The 16,918-nt window shown below is 74.0% G+C and carries 7 protein-coding genes; all 7 read right to left on the bottom strand.

Annotated features, from left to right (window positions below; all coding sequences use genetic code 11):
- Window positions 1-55: 55 nt before the first annotated feature.
- Entirely contained in the window at window positions 56-7,453 is a 7,398-nt protein-coding gene (locus IH61_RS0129200; RefSeq protein WP_267884076.1) for a type I polyketide synthase, read from the bottom strand.
- A gap of 56 nt (window positions 7,454-7,509) precedes the next feature.
- Window positions 7,510-11,397 carry a type I polyketide synthase gene (locus IH61_RS0129195; protein ID WP_051838295.1) on the bottom strand — a complete coding sequence of 1,296 codons (3,888 nt, stop codon included), beginning with the start codon at window positions 11,395-11,397 and terminating at the stop codon, window positions 7,510-7,512.
- A 115-nt stretch (window positions 11,398-11,512) separates the two neighbouring features.
- On the bottom strand, window positions 11,513-13,204 hold the full coding sequence (locus IH61_RS0129190; RefSeq protein ID WP_078911478.1) for a glycoside hydrolase family 1 protein: 1,692 nt from the start codon (window positions 13,202-13,204) through the stop codon (window positions 11,513-11,515).
- A gap of 78 nt (window positions 13,205-13,282) precedes the next feature.
- The gene (locus tag IH61_RS0129185; protein WP_031075223.1) at window positions 13,283-14,467 is read right to left on the bottom strand and encodes a macrolide family glycosyltransferase; all 1,185 of its coding nucleotides are present in this window, start codon (window positions 14,465-14,467) and stop codon (window positions 13,283-13,285) included.
- A 32-nt stretch (window positions 14,468-14,499) separates the two neighbouring features.
- On the bottom strand, window positions 14,500-15,012 hold the full coding sequence (locus tag IH61_RS0129180) for a DinB family protein (protein WP_031075221.1): 513 nt from the start codon (window positions 15,010-15,012) through the stop codon (window positions 14,500-14,502).
- A gap of 33 nt (window positions 15,013-15,045) precedes the next feature.
- Complete coding sequence (locus tag IH61_RS0129175; RefSeq protein WP_031075219.1) at window positions 15,046-15,555, bottom strand: antibiotic biosynthesis monooxygenase family protein; 510 nt, start codon at window positions 15,553-15,555, stop codon at window positions 15,046-15,048.
- Window positions 15,556-15,588: 33 nt separating this feature from the next.
- On the bottom strand, window positions 15,589-16,908 hold the full coding sequence (locus IH61_RS0129170) for a cytochrome P450 (RefSeq protein ID WP_051838293.1): 1,320 nt from the start codon (window positions 16,906-16,908) through the stop codon (window positions 15,589-15,591).
- Between the last annotated feature and the right edge of the window lie 10 nt (window positions 16,909-16,918).

The raw sequence follows: 16,918 nt of genomic DNA, 5'->3' as shown, positions 1-16,918 counted from the left end.
TCGTCATCGGACGTCCTTTCCGGGGGTGAGCGGGAGAGTGGGAAGTGGTGCGGGGTCAGAGCAGGTCGAGCCCGACGCCGCCGAGGAGGGCGTCCAGTTCGGCGTTGAGGTCGTCGACCGACCGTTCGCCGGCCGGGGCCGGGGCGACGGACAGGGCGACGGACGGGCCGGCGGCCTCCTCCTGTCGCACCAGGTCGAGGAGCCGGTCGAGGAGCCCGGCTCGCTGGATCTGGTCGGCGGAGAGCCGTTCCAGCGCCCAGGCGAGCGCCTCCGCCGGGGGCTGCTCGTCCTCGGTGGCGGTGACGGCCGCCGGGCCCGTGAGGCCGAGACGGTCGAGCAGCAGTGAGGCGATGGCCTCGGGCGTCGGGTAGTCGAAGGCGAGCGTGGCGGGCAGGGTGAGCCCGGTTTCGGCGGCGAGGCGGCGGCGCAGTTCGACGGCCATGAGCGAGTCGAGGCCGAGTTCCTTGAGCACCTGCCGAGGGGACAGGGTCCCGCCGCCCTTGCCGCCGAGGACGGCTGCGATCTCGCGCAGGACCGTCCCGAGCAGCGCCTCGCGCCGTTCCGCCTCGGGCAGGGCGGTCAGGCGTTCCCGCAGCCCGGCCGGCTCGGCGGCCGTACGGGCGGAGGCGGCGGCGCGGCGCCGGGGTGCGGGCGCGAGGGCCTTGAGCACCGCGGCGAGGCGGCCGCCCTCGGCGGCGGCCCGGCGGGCGGAGGCCAGGTCGAGGCGGACGGGCACCAGGTTCTCCGCCGGGCGGCCGAGCGCGGCGCCGAGCAGGCGCAAGCCCTGGTCGACGGGCAGGGGCGCGATGCCCTGGCGCCGCATGCGGGCGAGTTCGGCGCCGCCCAGGTGGGAGGTCATGCCGACGCCCGCCTGTTCCCACAGGCCCCAGGCCAGGCTGCTGCCGGGAAGGCCCTCGGCGCGGCGGCGGGCGGCGAGCGCGTCGAGGAAGGAGTTGGCGGCGGCGTAGACGCCCTGGCCCGCGGTGCCCAGGACGCCGGCGGCCGAGGCGAAGAGAACAAAGGCGTCGAGGTTCAACTCCCTTGTCAGCTCGTCCAGGTGGAGTGCGCCGGTGGCCTTGGGGGCCATCACCCGAGCCAGTCGCTCCTCGTCCTGGCCCACCAGCAGGCCGTCGTCCAGGACACCTGCCAGGTGGAGGACCGCAGTCCACGGAGCATCCGGACCCGCCAGAGCGAGAACCTTCTCCACGTCATCCCGCCGAGCGACATCACACGCCACCACCTGCACACTCTCCGCGCCGGCCGTCAGCAGGGCCTGCGCCGTATCGGTCGCCCCGGGGGCGTCGAGGCCCTGCCGGGAGGTCAGTACCAGTCGCCGCACGCCGTGCCGGCGGACCAGTTCGGCGGCGACCTGGCGGCCCAACTCGCCGGTGCCGCCGGTGATCAGGACGGTTCCGTCCGGGCGGATCACCGGCTCGGCGGTCGCAGCCGGGACGCGCACCAGGCGCGGCGCCAGCGCGCGTCCGCCGCGCAGGGCCAGCTCCGGTTCGTCGGCGACGGCCAGGGCGGCGACAAGGGCGGCGGCAAGGGCTGCGGCCGGCGCCTCGGCGGGCACCGTCTCCGTCCGCCCGTCGAGGTCCAGCAGGCGGATCGTCCGCTCCGGGTGCTCGGTGCGGGCGGTGCGCAGCAGGCCCCACAGCGGGGCGTGGGCCAGGCCCGGCAGGGCATCGCCCTCGGCGGCCGCCGTGCTGCCGGAGGTCACCCACACCAGCTCGGCGGTGCCCAACCCGGGCTCGGCGAGCAGCTGTTGGAGGGTCCGCAGTGCGGCCGCCGTCAGCGGGTCGGCCCGGTCGGGTCCGGCGTCCGCGGTCGCGTCGACGACCACGGTGGACGGGACGGGCTTCGCGCCGCCGAGGCGGTCGGCCAGCGCCGCGAGGTCGGCCAGGTGCTCGGCGCCGAGGCGGGCGGCGAGCGCGCCGTCACCGCCGAGGACGACGGCCCCGCCGACCGCCGAAGGTGCGGAGGGCAGGGTGACCGGCTGGAACTCCACCCGGTACAGGTCCCCGCCACCCCTGACGGCGGCCAGTTGCTCGGCCGTCGCCTCCCGCAGGTTGAGGCCGCCGATGTGGGCTACCGGTCGGCCGGTGGGGTCGGCGGCCCAGAACTCGATCTGGAGACCGCCCGTCACCTCCACCGCGTCGATCCGGACCCGGAGTTCGGTGCAGCCGGTCAGCTGGAGCTCGGCGTCGCTCCACTCGAAGGGGAGCAGGGCCGTCCCGGCCGGGGTCCGGTCGGCGACCACCGCCTGCAGCACGTGCAGCGCGGCGTCCAGGAGAGCCGGGTGCACGCCGTAGCCGCCGGCCTCCAGCCCCTCGGGAAGGCGGACGGTGCCGTACGCGGTGTCGCCGTCGCGCCACAGTTCGGTCAGGCCCCGGAAGGCCGGGCCGTAGTCGAGGCCACGGGCGGCGAAGCGGTCGTAGAAGCCGTCCAGGTCGACCTGTTCGGCGCCCGCCACCGGCCAGCGGCGGAGAGCCGGGAAGTCGTCCGACTCGCCCTGGTCGTCGGCCAGTTGGCCGCTGGCGTGGAGGGTCCAGGCGTCGGTGCCGTCCTCGGGACGGCCGTGGATCGCGATCGGACGGCGGCCGTCGGCGGCCGGGGCGCCGACCGTGATCTGCAGCCGGACCGGGCCCTCGAGGACCAGCGGCTCCGACAGGGTCAGCTCGGCGACGCGGGCGGCGCCGAGGGAGTCGGCGGCGGCCCAGGCGAGCTCGAGCAGGCCCGTGCCGGGGACGAGGACCGTGCCGAAGGCGGCGTGATCACGCAGCCACGGCTGGGCGTTGGGGGTCAGGCGGCCCGTGAACAGGTGCCCTTCGCCCTCGGCGAGGGCGGTGGCGGCGCCGAGCCAGGGGTGGGTGTTCGGCTCCAGGCCCATGGCGCCTGCGTCGGCGGTGGTGGCGGCCTCGGCCCAGTAGTGCTCGCGCTGGAAGGCGTAGGTCGGCAGGTCGGCGACGAACTCGCCCTCGAGGAGCTTCGACCAGTCCACGGGGACGCCCTGGACGTGCAACTGCCCGAGGGAGCGGAGGAGTTGGCCGGTGCCGCCCTCGCCTCGGGCGAGGGAGCCGACGACGACGCCATTGTGCTCGGCGCTGCCGTCCGTCAGTGGCATGGAGAGCACGGGGTGGGCGCTGACCTCAACGAACACGTTCCGGCCGTCGGCGAGGAGCTGCTCAAGCGCCTGATCGAAGCGGACGGGCTCGCGCAGGTTCCGGCACCAGTACGCGCCGTCCAGCTCCGGACCGTCCAGGACACGGCCGAGGACCGTCGAGTAGAACGGGACGACGGCCTTCGATGGCTTCAAGTCAGCGAACGCCTCGGCTAGTTCGGGCAGGAGCTGGTCCATCTGGGCGCTGTGGGAGGCGTAGTCGACGTTCACCCGGCGGCAGAACACGTCCTGCTGCTGAAGCTCGGCCACCAGCGCGTCGATCGCGGCGCTCTCACCGCTGACCACGGTCGAACCGGGCGTGTTGACGGCGGCGATGGAGAGCCTGCCGTCGTACGCGGCGATCAGCTCCTCGACGGCGGCCACCGGGCGTTCGACCAGCGCCATGCCGCCGAAGCCCGTCACCGCCCGGACGGCAGCCGACCGCACCGCGACGACCTTCGCCCCCTGCTCCAGCGACAACGCGCCCGAGACGACAGCCGCAACGACCTCACCCTGACTGTGGCCGACCACCGCCGTGGGCTCCACACCCCACGAACGCCACAGGGCGGAGAGGGCGATGCCCATCGCGAACAGCGCCGGCTGGACCACATCCACCCGGTCCACCGGGGGGTGGTCCCCACCGCCACCGGCCAGAACCTCCCGCACGGACCAGCCGGTCAGCGGGCGCAGCGCCTCGTCACAGGCGACGACCGCATCCCGGAACACCGGCGACTGCTCCAGCAGCGCCGCGCCCATACCGAGCCACTGACTCCCCTGCCCCGGGTACACGAACACGACCTCACCAGGAGCCCCAGCGACACCCACCGGCTCACCGGTAGCCACCCCACGCAGCCCCGCGACGGCCTCGACGACCGAGGTGGCGACGACGGCGGCACGGTGGTCGAAGTGGGTCCGGTGGCGGGCGGCGGTGGCGGCCACACCGGCGAGCAGGGCGGCCGGGTGGGCCTCCAGCCAGTCGGCCCAGCGGGCAGCCTGCTCACGGACGGCGGCCTCGTCGCGGCCGGAGACCAGCAGCGGGACAGCACTCGGCTGCGGCCGCTGCGGGGCGGGAGCGACGGTCAGGGCCTCGTCCCGACCGGGGACCAGTACCGGAGCGGCCGCCACCGGCGCCTCCTCCAGGATCACGTGCGCGTTCGTCCCGCTCAGCCCGAAGGCGGAGACGCCCGCCCGGCGGACGCGGTCGCCCCGCTCCCACGGCGTCGCCTCGTCGACGACCCGCACCGGCAGCTCGTCCCACGCGATGTTCGGGTTGCGCGGCGTGCTGTGGACGGCGGCGGGCAGCTTCCGGTGCCGGAGGGAGGCGAGCACCTTGCAGACGCCCGCGATGCCGGCGGCCGACTCCAGGTGGCCGATGACGGCCTTGGCCGAGCCGAGTCCGAGCGGCCGGTCGCCGTCGCGGCCTTCGCCGTAGACGGCGGCGAGGGCCTGGACCTCGATCGGGTCGCCGAGCGAGGTGCCGGTGCCGTGGCACTCGACGTAGTCGACGTCGGCCGGGGCGAGCCCGGCGGCGGTGAGGGCGGCGCGCAGCACCTTCTGCTGGGAGGAGCCGTTGGGGGCGGTGATGCCGCTGCTGGCGCCGTCGTGGTTGACGGCGGTGGCACGGACGACGCCGAGGACCTCGCGGCCCTGGGCGAGGGCGTCCGAGAGCCGCATCACGGCGACCACGCCGACGCCCTCGCCGCGCCCGTAGCCGTCCGCCGCTGCGGAGAAGGTCTTGCTGCGGCCGTCGGGCGCGAGGGCGCGGGAGCGGCTGAGGGCGACGAAGGCGCCGGGGTCGGCGAGGACCTGGACGCCGCCGGCGAGGGCGAGTTCGCAGCTGCCCGCGCGCAGGGCTTCGCAGGCGAGGTGCAGGGCGACCAGGGAGGAGGAGCAGGCGGTGTCGACGGCCAGGGCGGGGCCCTGGAGGCCGAGGTGGTAGGCGATCCGGCCGGCGTGGAAGCTCTGGAGCCGGCCGGTGAGGGCGTAGGTGTCGCGGTCGGCGCCGAGCCGGTGGTCGCCGTACTCGCTGGCGCCGGCGCCGATGAAGACGCCGGTCGCCGAGTCGCGCAGGTCCCTGGGGCGGATGCCGGCGTTCTCCAGGGCGTTCCAGGCGGTCTCCAGCAGCAGCCGGTGCTGCGGGTCCATCGGTTCGGCCTCGCGCGGGCTGATGCCGAAGAAGGCGGCGTCGAAGGAGGCGACGTCGCCGAGGAGGGACGCCTGGCGCACGTAGGTGCGGCCCTCGGCCTCGGGGTCGGGGTCGTAGGCGGCGTCGATGTCGAAGCGGTCGGCGGGGACGGTCCGCAGGGTGTCCCGGCCCTCGGCGAGGACGGTCCACAGGCTGTCGAGGTCGTGGGCGTCGCCGGGCATCCGCAGGCCGACGCCGACGATGGCGATCGGCTCCTCCGAGCGGCCACCCGCCACCGGGGCCTGAACACCCGGGGCCTGAGCGCCCAGGGTCTGAACGCCCGGGGCCTGCGAGGCCGGGGCGAGACGTCCGAGCAGCCAGGACGCCGCCGCGTTGAGGTTCGGCTGGTCGTAGACCAGGGTCTTCGGCGTGCTGACGCCCGTGCGCCGCTCGATCCGGCGGCTCAGGTCGATCGCCATCATCGAGTCGAAGCCGAGGTCCTTGAACCCCCGGTCGGCGTCCAGTGAGCGGGCGTTCTTGATGCCCAGGACGGCCGCGGCCTCCTCGGCCAGCAGCTCGCGCAGGTGGCCCAGCGGGTCCTGCCCGGGCAGCTCGTACGATCCGGCCTCGGCCGTACTGCCCGAGGCCCGCACGGCCGACGCCTCCGGGACGCCGCGCAGCGCCGGGCCCTCGTACGTGGCGGCGGCGCGCTCCCAGTCGATCCGGGCGGCGACCAGGGAGCGGCCGCCGGCCAGGGCGGTGTCCAGGCAGGCGAGGGCGCGCTCGGCGGGCATCGGGACGAGGCCCAGGCCCTCCAGGTGGGCACCGATCCGGCCGTCCGCCATGCCCGCGGTGGCCCAGGGGCCCCAGGCGACGGCGGTGGCGGGCAGTCCGGCGGCGCGGCGGCGCTCGGCGAGGGCGTCGAGCGTGGCGTTGGCCATGGCGTAGTTGGCCTGGCCGACGTTGCCGAGGGTGCCGACGACGGAGGAGAACAGCACGAACGCGTCGAGGTCCAGTTCGCGCGTCAGCTCGTCCAGGTGGAACGCGGCCTGCGCCTTGGGCGCGGCGACGGCGGCCAGGGCGGCCGGGTCGAGGTGGTCGATCAGGCGGTCGTCGAGGACTCCGGCGGTGTGCACGACGACGCGCAGCTCCGCTCCGAACGTGCCGATCAGTCCGGCGAGTTGGGCGCGGTCGGTGACGTCACAGGCGGGCTGGTCGACCCGGACGCCCAGGGCCTCCAGTTCGGCCCGCAGCTGCGCCGCACCCTCGGCCCCGTCCCCGCGACGGGAGGCGAGCACCAGGTGCTCCACCCCGTGCGCGGCCAGCCGGCGGGCGACGTGCGCGGCCAGGGCGCCGCTGCCGCCGGTGACCAGGGCGGTGCCCCGCGCCCGCCAGGTGGGCAGGCCCGGCTCGGGGGTGTGGCGCACCAGGCGGCGGGCGCGGCGGCCGGCCGGGCGCAGGGCGACCTCCTGCTCGCCGTCGGTGGCGGTCAGGGTGGCGATCAGCTGGGCGGCGACGGCGTTCGGGTCCTGGGCGGGCAGGTCGATCAACCCGCCCCACAGCAGCGGGTGTTCGAGCGCGACGACCCGGCCGAGGCCCCAGGCGGAGGCCCGGCGCGGCTCGGGCGCGGCGTCGCGCGCGTCGGCGCGGACGGCGCCGGAGGTGACGATCCACAGCGGGGCGCGGAGAGTGCCCCCGCCGTACGCGGTGACCAGGGCCTGGATCAGCGCCAGGGTGCGGACGGCGCCCCGGGTGACGGACGGGTGCTCGGGGTCGGCGGTGACGTCCTCGGCGGTGAACGCGAGGATGCCGCGCACCGCACCGTCCGATGCCCGCGCGGCGAACTCGGCGATGCTGTCGGGCAGTTCGGTGCCGGACGGGACCAGGTGAACGGTGCCGCCGGCAGCTTCCAGGGCGGCGGCGAAGGCTTCCGGCGCGTCGACCAGCAGCCAGTGCCCCTTGGCGGGCTCGTGCCCGCCCTTCGGGGTGTCCAGGGGCTGCCAGTCCTCCCGGTACAGCCAGTCGGCGATCTCCGCGCTCTCCTCGCTGCGGGCCCGCCAGGTCTTCAGGTACGGCAGCAGCGGGGCCACGGTCGGGCGCAACTGCTCAGACACGCCGATCAGTTCGGCCACCTGGTCGGCCTCGCCGCGCTCCACGGCCTGCCACAGCCGCTGCTCGCCGACACCCTGCGCCGCCTTCGGACGGGCGGCGGCCGGGGCGGCGGTCAGGCGGTGGGGCTCGCGCTGGAAGGGCGGCGGTGAGCAGGGCGGTCGGCTCGTCCTCGGTGGCGCGCAGGGAGGCGGCGAAGACCGCGTCGTCCAGGCAGGCGGCGCCCATGGCGGAGAGGACGCCGGAGGGGCCGCACTCCAGGAAGCGGTGGATGCCGGAGGACCTCAACTCCCGCACCGCGTCGAGGAAGCGGACGGCCTGGCGGGCCTGGCTGGCCCAGTAGGCGGGGTTGCGCATGCCCTCGCCGGGGGCGAGGTCGGTGGTCATGCGGGTGCCGTCGAGGGTGCTGACCAGCGGGATACTCGACCGCATCCGCGTCACCACTGACCACGGTCTGCGTCGGGGAGTTGACACCCGCGACCGCGACACGGCCCTCGAGAGCGGCGAGGACCTCCTCCTCTCCCGCCTCGATCGACGCCATCGCGCCGCCGCTCTCGCAGGACTGCATCAGCCTCCCGCGCGCCACGACCAGACGCGCCGCATCGTCCAGGGACAGGACCCCCGCGACATGGGCGGCAGCGAGCTCACCCACCGAATGCCCGGCCACAGCCGCCGGAACGACACCCCAGGACTCCCACAGACGGAACAACGCCACCTCGACGGCGAACAGCGCCGACTGGGTGAACTCCGTGCGGTCCAGCACCGCCGCGTCCGCCCCGAACACGACCTCCTTCAACGGCCGTGCCGCGTAACGGTCGAGCGCCTCCACGACCTCGTCGAACGCCACGCGGAACGCGGCGCTGGACTCGTACAACCCACGCCCCATCCCCAGGCGCTGGCTCCCCTGCCCGGTGAACAGCACCGCGAGGCCGCCCTCGACCGGACGGCCCGACACCACGCCCGCACCCGCACGCCCCTCGGCGACGGCCCGCAGGCCCTCGACCGCCTCGGCCGCCGTCCCGGCGACGACCACGGCACGGTGCTCGAACCGGGTCCGGTACCGGGCGGCCGTCAGCGCCGCGCCCGCGAGAGCGGTGGGCCGGGCCTCCAGGTGGTCGGCGAGGCGGGCGGCGTTCCCCGCGAGGGCGGCCTCGGTCCGGCCGGAGACGGGCAGCGCGACCGGCATCGGCCGCACCTCGACCGGCTGGACGAGCCGGTAACCGGCGGTCCAGAGAACGCCGGTGAGGTCGGTGAGGGTGTCCAGGGCGGGGCGGTCACGGCGGCAGGTCGGGGCGACCACGGCGCCGTCCGGGAGCGCGCGGCGCAGCGAGTGCCCGATCACCGGGTGCGGGCCGACCTCGACCACGCACAGCGGCTCCCCGTCGGCCGCCAGCGCGGCCACGGTCTCGGCCAGCCGCATCGGTTCGCACATGTTGCGGGCCCAGTACGCGGCGTCCAGTTCGGTGCCGTCCAGCAGGCCGGCGGTCACCGTGGACCACAGCGGCAGCTGCCCGGCGCGGCCCCGCAGGCCGTCCAGGCTGCGCAGCAGCTCCGGGACGAGCGGCGTGAGTTCGGTGCTGTGCGCGGCGTAGTCGATGGCCACCCGGTGCACCCGCACCCCGGCCTCCGACAGTTCCCGCTCCAGCGCGGCCACGGCCTCGACCGTCCCGGACACCGACACCTGCCCGGGCGCCAGGTGCCCGGCCAGGCTCAGGCCCTCCCGCCCGGCGAGCAGCTGCCCGGCGGCGGCGAGGTCCAGCTCGCAGACCACCATGGCGCCCCGGCCGGACGCCTGCGCGGCGACCAGCCCGGACCAGGCGCCGATGACGCGTGCACCCTCGTCGAGGCTCAGCGCCCCGGCGGTGACGGCGGCGGCCACCTCCCCGATGCTCTGCCCGACCACGGCGTCCGGGCGCACACCCCGGGCGCGCAGCAGCCGCACCAGCGCGGTCTGCAGCCCGAACAGCACCGGCTGGAGAACCTCGGTACGGCCCAGTCGGCTGACGGCCGGATCGGCGGTCAGCTCCTCCAGCAACGACCACCCCGTGACAGGACGCAACGCCCGGTCGGCCGCCTCGACCCCGGCCCGGAACTCCGGCTCGGCGAGGAGGTCACGCCCCATCCCGAGCCACTGCGCCCCGTGCCCGGAGAACGCGAGGACGACACGCGGCCGCCCGCCGGAGGACGTCGAGGTGGAGGCGGGCTGCTGGGCAGCCGCCTCGCGCAGGGCGGCGACGAGCTCGCGCTGGTGCTCAGCGGCGACGAACAGGCGGTGCTCGCCCTCACCCTCGATCACGACCGGTGCGAGCTCACCCGCCACGAGCCGCTCGGCCAGCACTCCTGCGACCTGGGCGAGTTCGGTCTCCCCCTCCGCCGCCAGCGCCACCGAGAGCCGGCCGCGCCCGCCCGGCGCCTCCTCCAGCGCCACGTGGGCGTTCGTCCCGCCGAAGCCGAAGGCGCTGACGCCCGCGTGGCGGCGGCGCGCCGCCGAACCGGCGGGCCAGGGCGAGCGCTCGGTGACGACCGACAGCCGGTTCCGGTCGAAGTCGATGTGCGGGTTGGGCGCGGTGTAGTGCAGGTTGCCCGGCAGCTCGCCGTGGTGGAGGGCGAGGGCGGCCTTCAGCAGGCCCAGCACGCCCGCAGCGGGCTCCAGGTGGCCGAAGTTGGTCTTGGCGGAGCCGATCCGCAGCGGCTCCTCGCGCCCCTCGGCGAAGACGGCGCCGAGCGATTCGGCCTCGATCGGGTCGCCGAGGGGGGTCCCCGTGCCGTGGGCCTCGATGTAGTCGACGTCCTGCGTGCGTACGCCCGCGTTGTGCCAGGCTTCGCGGACGACGTCGACCTGGGCCTGGGGGTTGGGGGCGGTGAGGCCGTTGGAGGCGCCGTCGTTGTTGACGGCGGTGCCGCGGATGACGGCGTAGACGCGGTCGCCGTCGCGCAGGGCGTCGGAGAGGCGGCGCAGGACGACGAGGCCGCAGCCCTCGCCGCGCACGTAGCCGTTGGCGTCGGCGGAGAAGGCGCGGCAGTGGCCGTCGGGGCTCATCGCGCCGAGCTTGGTCATGGCGACGGTGGTGTGCGGGTGCAGCATCACGTTGACGCCGCCGGCGAGGGCGAGGTCGGATTCGCCGCTGCGCAGGCTCTGGACGGCGAGGTGGGTGGCGGTGAGGGAGGAGCTGCACGCGGTGGCGACGGCCATGGCGGGGCCCTGGAGGCCGAGGGCGTAGGCGATGCGGGCGGCGGTGACGGAGCTGTCCCAGCCGGTGGCGGAGTGGGCGCTGATGGTGTCGGCGTCGGCGCCGGTGGCGAGGTGGTACTCCTGCGCCATGGTGCCGAGGAAGACGCCGGTACGGGTTCCGGCGAGCGCGCCGGGCACGATCCGGGCGTCCTCGAGGGCCGACCAGGCGACTTCGAGGGCGAGCCGCTGCTGCGGGTCGAGGTGGGCGGCTTCGGCGGGCGAGATGCGGAAGAGGTCGGCGTCGAAGCCGTGGACGTCGTCGAGGAAGCCGCCCCAGCGGGTGGTCATGGTGCCGGGGGCGGCGGGGTCGGCGTCGAGCCAGGCGTCGGCGTCCCAGCGGTTGGCGGGGACCTCGCGGACGGCGTCGAGGCCGTCGAGGAGGGCCTGCCAGAGCGCGTCGCCGTCCTCGACCCCGCCGGGCAGCCGGCAGCCGAGCCCGACGATGGCGATGGGCTCAGCGGAAACATCACCGGAAACAGAAGCAGGAACGGAAGCGACAGGAGCGACCGCCTCCCCCGCCAGGTACCGCGCGAACGCCGGCACCGTCGGGTGCTGCCACAGCGCGTACACCGGGACCGTCCGCCCGAGCAGCTTGCCGAGCCGGGTGACCAGCGCCAGCGCCTGGACGGACCGGAGCCCGAGGTCGTGGAAGGTGAGCCCGTCGGCCACCGCCGAAGCCGGGACGGCCAGCTCCTCGGCCAGGGTGGTGCGCAGCAGGTCGGTGAGGGGCCCGACGCCCTGTGCGTCGTGCTGTCCCTTGGCGATGCTCATCATTCATCCTTGGCGGTTGTCGGGCCGGCTGCCTTGCTGTTCGCGCGGTGGGGGGACACCCACCGAGGGACGCCGCGGTGGGCGCCCCTCGACGGGTGAGCGGGTGGGCGGGGGCTCAGTCCCGGCGCCCCGAGGCGGCCGGGACGCCGGCGGCGAGCCTGGGGGTGCCGGTCGGCGTCTGGCCGGGGGTGGGTTCGGGGCTGAGCGGCCCGTTGCCGCCGTAGGTGCGGCGCAGGGCGGGGGTGAGGCCGCGGTGGGCGGCGATGTCGCCGTAGACGGCGGCGGCGGCGGTGGGGGTGCGCGCCATGGTGGTGCGGTCGACGGAGTAGAGGCCGAAGTGGGGGCCGTAGCCCTGGAGCCACTCGAAGTTGTCCATCAGGCTCCAGTGGTAGTAGCCGCGGACGTCGACGCCCTCGGCCCTGGCCTTGTCGATGGACTCGAGGGCGCGGACGATGATCTGGGAGCGGCGGTCACCGGAGTCGGTGGCGATGCCGTTCTCGGTGACGATCAGCGGCAGACCCGGGTAGCGGCCGGAGAAGTCCTTGAGCACCGGGTAGAGGCCCGTCGGGTCGGTCGCGTAGCCCATGGTGGGGATGACGTACGACGGGTCGAGCGGCGGCAGGCAGGGGGCGAGGCCGCAGACGTCGACGTTGACGACCGGCAGGGTGGTCGGGCCGGGGGTGGCGCCGGGGTCGGAGACGCCGGTGCGGTCGTAGAGCTGGACGCCGAGCCAGTCCATGGTGTTCTTCCACTCGGGGTGCGGCTCGTCGTAGACGCCGTCGTCCTTGGTGGAGAAGCCGCCCTGGCGGATGGCGTCGACGAAGTTGAGCTCGAAGAACCGGCGGAAGCGGTCGGCGGCGGCGATGTCGGCGGGGTCGGTGCTGACCTTGCCGTTACGCACCGGGACGTACTGCTTGGCGCTGATGGTCAGGCCGACGTTGGCGGCCGGGCCGGTGGCGTCGGCGGAGACGGTGTCGTACTGCTTGATCGCCTTGTACATCGCGGCGTGCGCGCTGATGTAGGTGCGCAGCGAGACCTGGAACCTGTCCTGGTAGTGGCCGGCGAGTTCGGCCTTGCCGGGCGGGCCGGCGCCGAAGGCGTGCGAGAACAGCATGTAGACCATGGGCTCGTTGAGCGTGGCCCAGTCGTCGACGCGGTCGCCGAAGCGCTGGGCGAGCACCTTGGCGTACTCGGCCATGGCCTGGACGACGAGCGGGCCGCCGGTCGGGCTGTCGAGGCCGCACAGGTTGGTGTCGCTCGGGCCGTTGGCGCAGCCGGGGTCGTCGGGGTTGTCGACCCAGACGGGGTTGGCGAAGTGGTGCAGCGTCACCATCGGGTGGATGCCCTGGGCGCGCAGCTTGTCGAGGAGGTCGCTGTAGTGCTGGAGGGCGGCCTCGTCGAACTGGCCCCGCTTGGGCTCGACCCGGGCCCACTCGATGTTGAGCCGGTACGAGTCGAGGTTCATGTCCTTGATGAGGTCGACGTCCTCGAGGGCCTTGGTGTAGCCGCCGACGGCGTCGCCGACGAACTGGCCGCGGCCGAGGCCCCCGTCGGTCTTCGGCCGGGTCCAGTGGTACCAGTCGGTGTTGGTGTCCTGGTCCTCGATCTGGGTGGCCGAGCTGGAGACGCCGAAGCGGAAGGAGTGCCGGCCGTCGGGGCCGGAGGCGGGTCCGAAGTGCGCGAACCTGATCGAGTGGGGCGACCGGGCCTCGGCGCTGTCGGCCTCCGCCACCATGGCGGGGGCGAGCAGGGCGGCGGTGAGGGCGGCGATCGTGAGTCTCTTGGGGCGGATCACGGTCTCTTCCATGGGGAGTTGCGGAGGACGGACGGCCGCGAGGCCCGCACCCGCCGAAGGGGTACGGGCCTCGCGGCTACGGTGAAGGCGTCAGCCGAGGCGCTTGAGGTAGCCCTCGACGGCGTCGGCGGCGACGACCGGGCCGTCGGTGCCGCGGATGGCGTCGCGCAGGGCGCCGAGCTTCTCCGCGGTGGCCGGGTTGCCGAGGACGGTCTCGACGGCCTCGCGCAGGCTCGCGGCGGTGGCCTTCTCGCTCGGCAGGTACGCGCCGAGACCGAGCTCCTCGACGCGCTCGGCGGTGGCCTGCTGCTCGCTCATCTGCGGGACGACGACCATCGGCACGCCGTGGGCGAGGGCCTCCATGGCGCTGTTCATGCCGCCGTGGGTGACGAACAGGGCGGCCTGGGAGAGCACGTCGAGCTGGTTGACGTGCTGGTGCACCTCGATGTTGGCGGGCAGCTCGCCCAGGGCCGCCGGGTCGGCGTGGTTGCCGATGGCGAGGACGACGCGGTACTCGCTGTCGGCGAACGCCTCGATGGCGGCCGGGAAGAACTCGGCGGAGCCGGTGAAGGCGGTGCCCAGGGAGATGAACAGCACGGGCTTGCCGCCCGGGTTGGTCCAGCTGCCCTGGAAGGCGGAGCGGTCGCCGAGGCAGGGGCCGGTGAAGACGAAGCGCTCGTCGAAGGTGTCGCCGTCGTAGTGGAACTCGCGCGGCAGGAAGATCAGCGCCAGGTCCTCGATCTTGGTGAAGAACTCGACCGGGCCGACGCCCTCCAGGCCGACGCTGGGCAGGAAGGCCGCCAGCTGGCCCATCATCTCGATGACCTCGGGGGCGACCTCGGAGGCCAGCGGGAAGCGGGACTGGATCGAGAAGACCTCGTTGGAGCCGTACGAGGGGTGCAGGCGCACGGTGGGGATGTTCCACTTGGCGCCGAGGAAGCGGGCGGCCCAGGCCATCTGGTCGTACAGGATGACGTCGGGGCGGTCGTTCTCGTAGACCGCCTCGAAGTGCTTGAGGGTCTCGACGGCCTCGTTGAAGAAGCGCAGGCCCTCGGCGGGCAGCGCCTCCGGGGTGTACGGGTGGGTGTAGTAGTCGCCGAACACCGAGGTGTAGACGACCGGTTCGGCGCCGGACGCCTCGACCGAGGCACGGAAGTGCTCGGTGACGGTGTACGTGACGCGGTTGCCGCGGCGGACGAGCTCCTCGACCACGGACAGGGTCGGGTTGATGTGTCCGACGGCGGGGATGTTGAAGACGGCGATGTGAGAAGACAAGTGACTGTCCTTCCGTGGAACGTGGGGTGTGCCTAGAACGGCACGTGCTTGCCGAGGGCCACGCGCAGGCAGCCGATCTGGCCGCAGTGGTACGCGTCGTGCATCTGGATGATCGAGAGCGCCTTGCCGAGGTTCTTGAGGCGGTCGTCGCCGACCGGCTCCAGCGGGGACTCGCGGTCGAGGTCGGCGTCGGTGAGGGTCTCGACGAAGTCGCGCATGCGGGCGTGCACGGCCTTGTACTTGGCGACCATCTCGTCCAGGGACGGGCTCAGCGACCAGTCCTGGTTGTCGTTGCCGGCGAAGAACAGCGAGAACTCCTCCGTCACCAGGGACTCGGTGCCCTGGTGGAGGGTGGAGAAGTAGTCGGTGGCGCAGGTGAGGTGGCCGAGGAACCAGACCAGCGGCTTGTGCGGGGCGGGGGCGAGACGGGCGGTCTCGTCGTCGAAGTCCTCGGCGAGCTGGAGCACCATCTCGTGCGCCAGGTCGTAGTGGTGGAGGAGGTGGTCGGTCAGCGAGGTGGATCTGGTCGCGGTGGCGATGGTCATCTGTGCTCCTTGGCTCTGTCCGTCGGCTGGTGCTCAGTCGAGGGATTCGTACGGGCTGACCGGGCCGCGGACGGCGTCCAGGCGGGCCCTGGCCTCGTCGAAGGTGGGGAGCACCGAGGTCTCCTCGACCTCCCAGTTGGTGCCCTCCCAGTCGTACATCAGCTCCTTCACCCGGCGGGCCGCCGCGAGGTGCGGGGTGGAGGTGAGGAAGCCCAGCAGGGCCTCCTCGTCCTGCCAGATGGAGAGGGAGCGGGTGCTGTTCCAGGACTCCTCGGAGATCGCCAGGGTCACGGCCAACAGGCCGGGCCGGACGTAGAGTTCGGCGAGGATCGCCTGGTTCAGCTCGATCGCGGCCGGCTCGTGGCCGGGCTTGGGCCAGCCGACGGAGGTCGCGATCAGGTGCTTGCCCCGGATGGGCTCCTTGAGGAGTCCGGTGGTCTCGTCGATGACCGGGCCGGCCCAGGGGGCCACCACGTTCATGTCGGACTCGTCGCCGGCGGCGAAGCCGTGCAGCGAGGTGGGGAGGGGGCGCCGCTCGGTCATCGCGGGCTCACCGTCCTTTCTGAATAGCGGAGTTCAGCCCTTGCGGCGGACGATCAGCTTCTTGATCTCGGCGACCTGGAGGTGCTGGGCCGCCATCTCGGGGGTGCCGATCAGTTCGAGGTCGCCGAGGACGGGCAGCACCGCGCGCAGGATGGCCCGCAGCTGCAGCCGGGCGAGGTTGGCGCCCAGGCAGATGTGCTCGCCGTAACCGCCGAAGGAGAAGTGCGGGTTGGCGGTGCGGGTGATGTCGAAGCGGTACGGGTCGGGGAAGGCGTCGCCGTCGCGGTTGGCCGCCGGGTACCACATGACCACGGTCTCGCCCTTGCGGATGACCTGGCCGCGGATCTCGGTGTCCTGGGTGCAGGTGCGGGCGAAGTGGATGGCGATGGAGGTCCAGCGCAGGATCTCCTCCACCGCGCTGTCCACCAGCGCCGGGTTGGCCCGCAGCTTGGCGAGCTCCTCCGGGTGCTCCAGGAGGGCCTGGATGCCGCCGGCGGTGGCGTTGCGGGTGGTGCCGTTGCCGGCGACGAGCAGGTTGAAGACGGTGTAGAGGATCTCGTGGAACTTCAGCGGCTCGCCGTTGATGCGGGCGGCGACCAGGCGGCTGAGCACGTCGGTGCCGGTGCCGTCGGAGGCGGCCATGCGCTCCTGGACGAGGGTGGCGACGTACTGGTTGAGCGCGGAGATGTTGCGGACGAACGCGGCCTCGGCGTCCTCGCCCTCCAGCTGGTAGTCCGGGTCGGCCGAACCGACCGTGCCCTCCGTCCAGTTGAAGACGTCGTCCCAGTCGTCGTGCGGGGCGCCGACCATCTCGCAGATCGCGGCGACGGGCAGCCGGGCGGACAGGTGCTTGGCGACGTCGGCCTCGCCGAAGCCGTCGAGGCGGTCCATGAACTGCTTGACGTAGCCGGTGGCCAGCTCGTCGAAGCGGGCCTCCAGGGCGGCCATCGCCTTGGGGGTGAAGCAGGGCGTCATGATCTGGCGGAACTGGCGGTGGCGCGGCGGGTCCATCCAGCTGAGCGCCGGCGGGTCGTCCGGGCTGTGGCCGAACATCGCGGCCCGCTCCTCGAGTTGGCGCTCGAACATGTCGACGGCGTCGGGGGTGTCGACGGTGACGCGCTGGGCGCTGGAGAAGATCTGCGGGTTGCGCGAGACCCAGGCGATGTCCTCGTGGCGGGTCAGGACCCAGAACGGCTCGAAGCCGGGGCGCTGGTACCAGAAGACCGGCGCCTCGCGGCGCAGCAGGTCGAACTCCTCGTAGGGGTAGCCGCGTTCGGCGTACGCCTTCTCACTGGTGATGTCGAGGGTGTCCAGGGAGAGGGTGTCCGGGGTGGGGGTGTCCAGGGAGAGCACGGTGGCTTCC

The sequence above is a fragment of the Streptomyces sp. NRRL WC-3742 genome (assembly GCF_000720635.1).
Lineage (GTDB): Bacteria > Actinomycetota > Actinomycetes > Streptomycetales > Streptomycetaceae > Kitasatospora.
Note: the sequence above shows the minus strand (reverse complement) of the source record. Positions and strands in the feature narration are given on the sequence as shown.

What these genes read in the sequence shown, in the direction of transcription:
- IH61_RS0129180 (WP_031075221.1), bottom strand. Translation starts at nt 15,012, where the DNA reads ATGACCATCGCCACCGCGACCAGATCCACCTCGCTGACCGACCACCTC.
- IH61_RS0129195 (WP_051838295.1), bottom strand. Translation starts at nt 11,397, where the DNA reads ATGAGCATCGCCAAGGGACAGCACGACGCACAGGGCGTCGGGCCCCTC.
- IH61_RS0129190 (WP_078911478.1), bottom strand. Translation starts at nt 13,204, where the DNA reads ATGGAAGAGACCGTGATCCGCCCCAAGAGACTCACGATCGCCGCCCTC.
- IH61_RS0129175 (WP_031075219.1), bottom strand. Translation starts at nt 15,555, where the DNA reads ATGACCGAGCGGCGCCCCCTCCCCACCTCGCTGCACGGCTTCGCCGCC.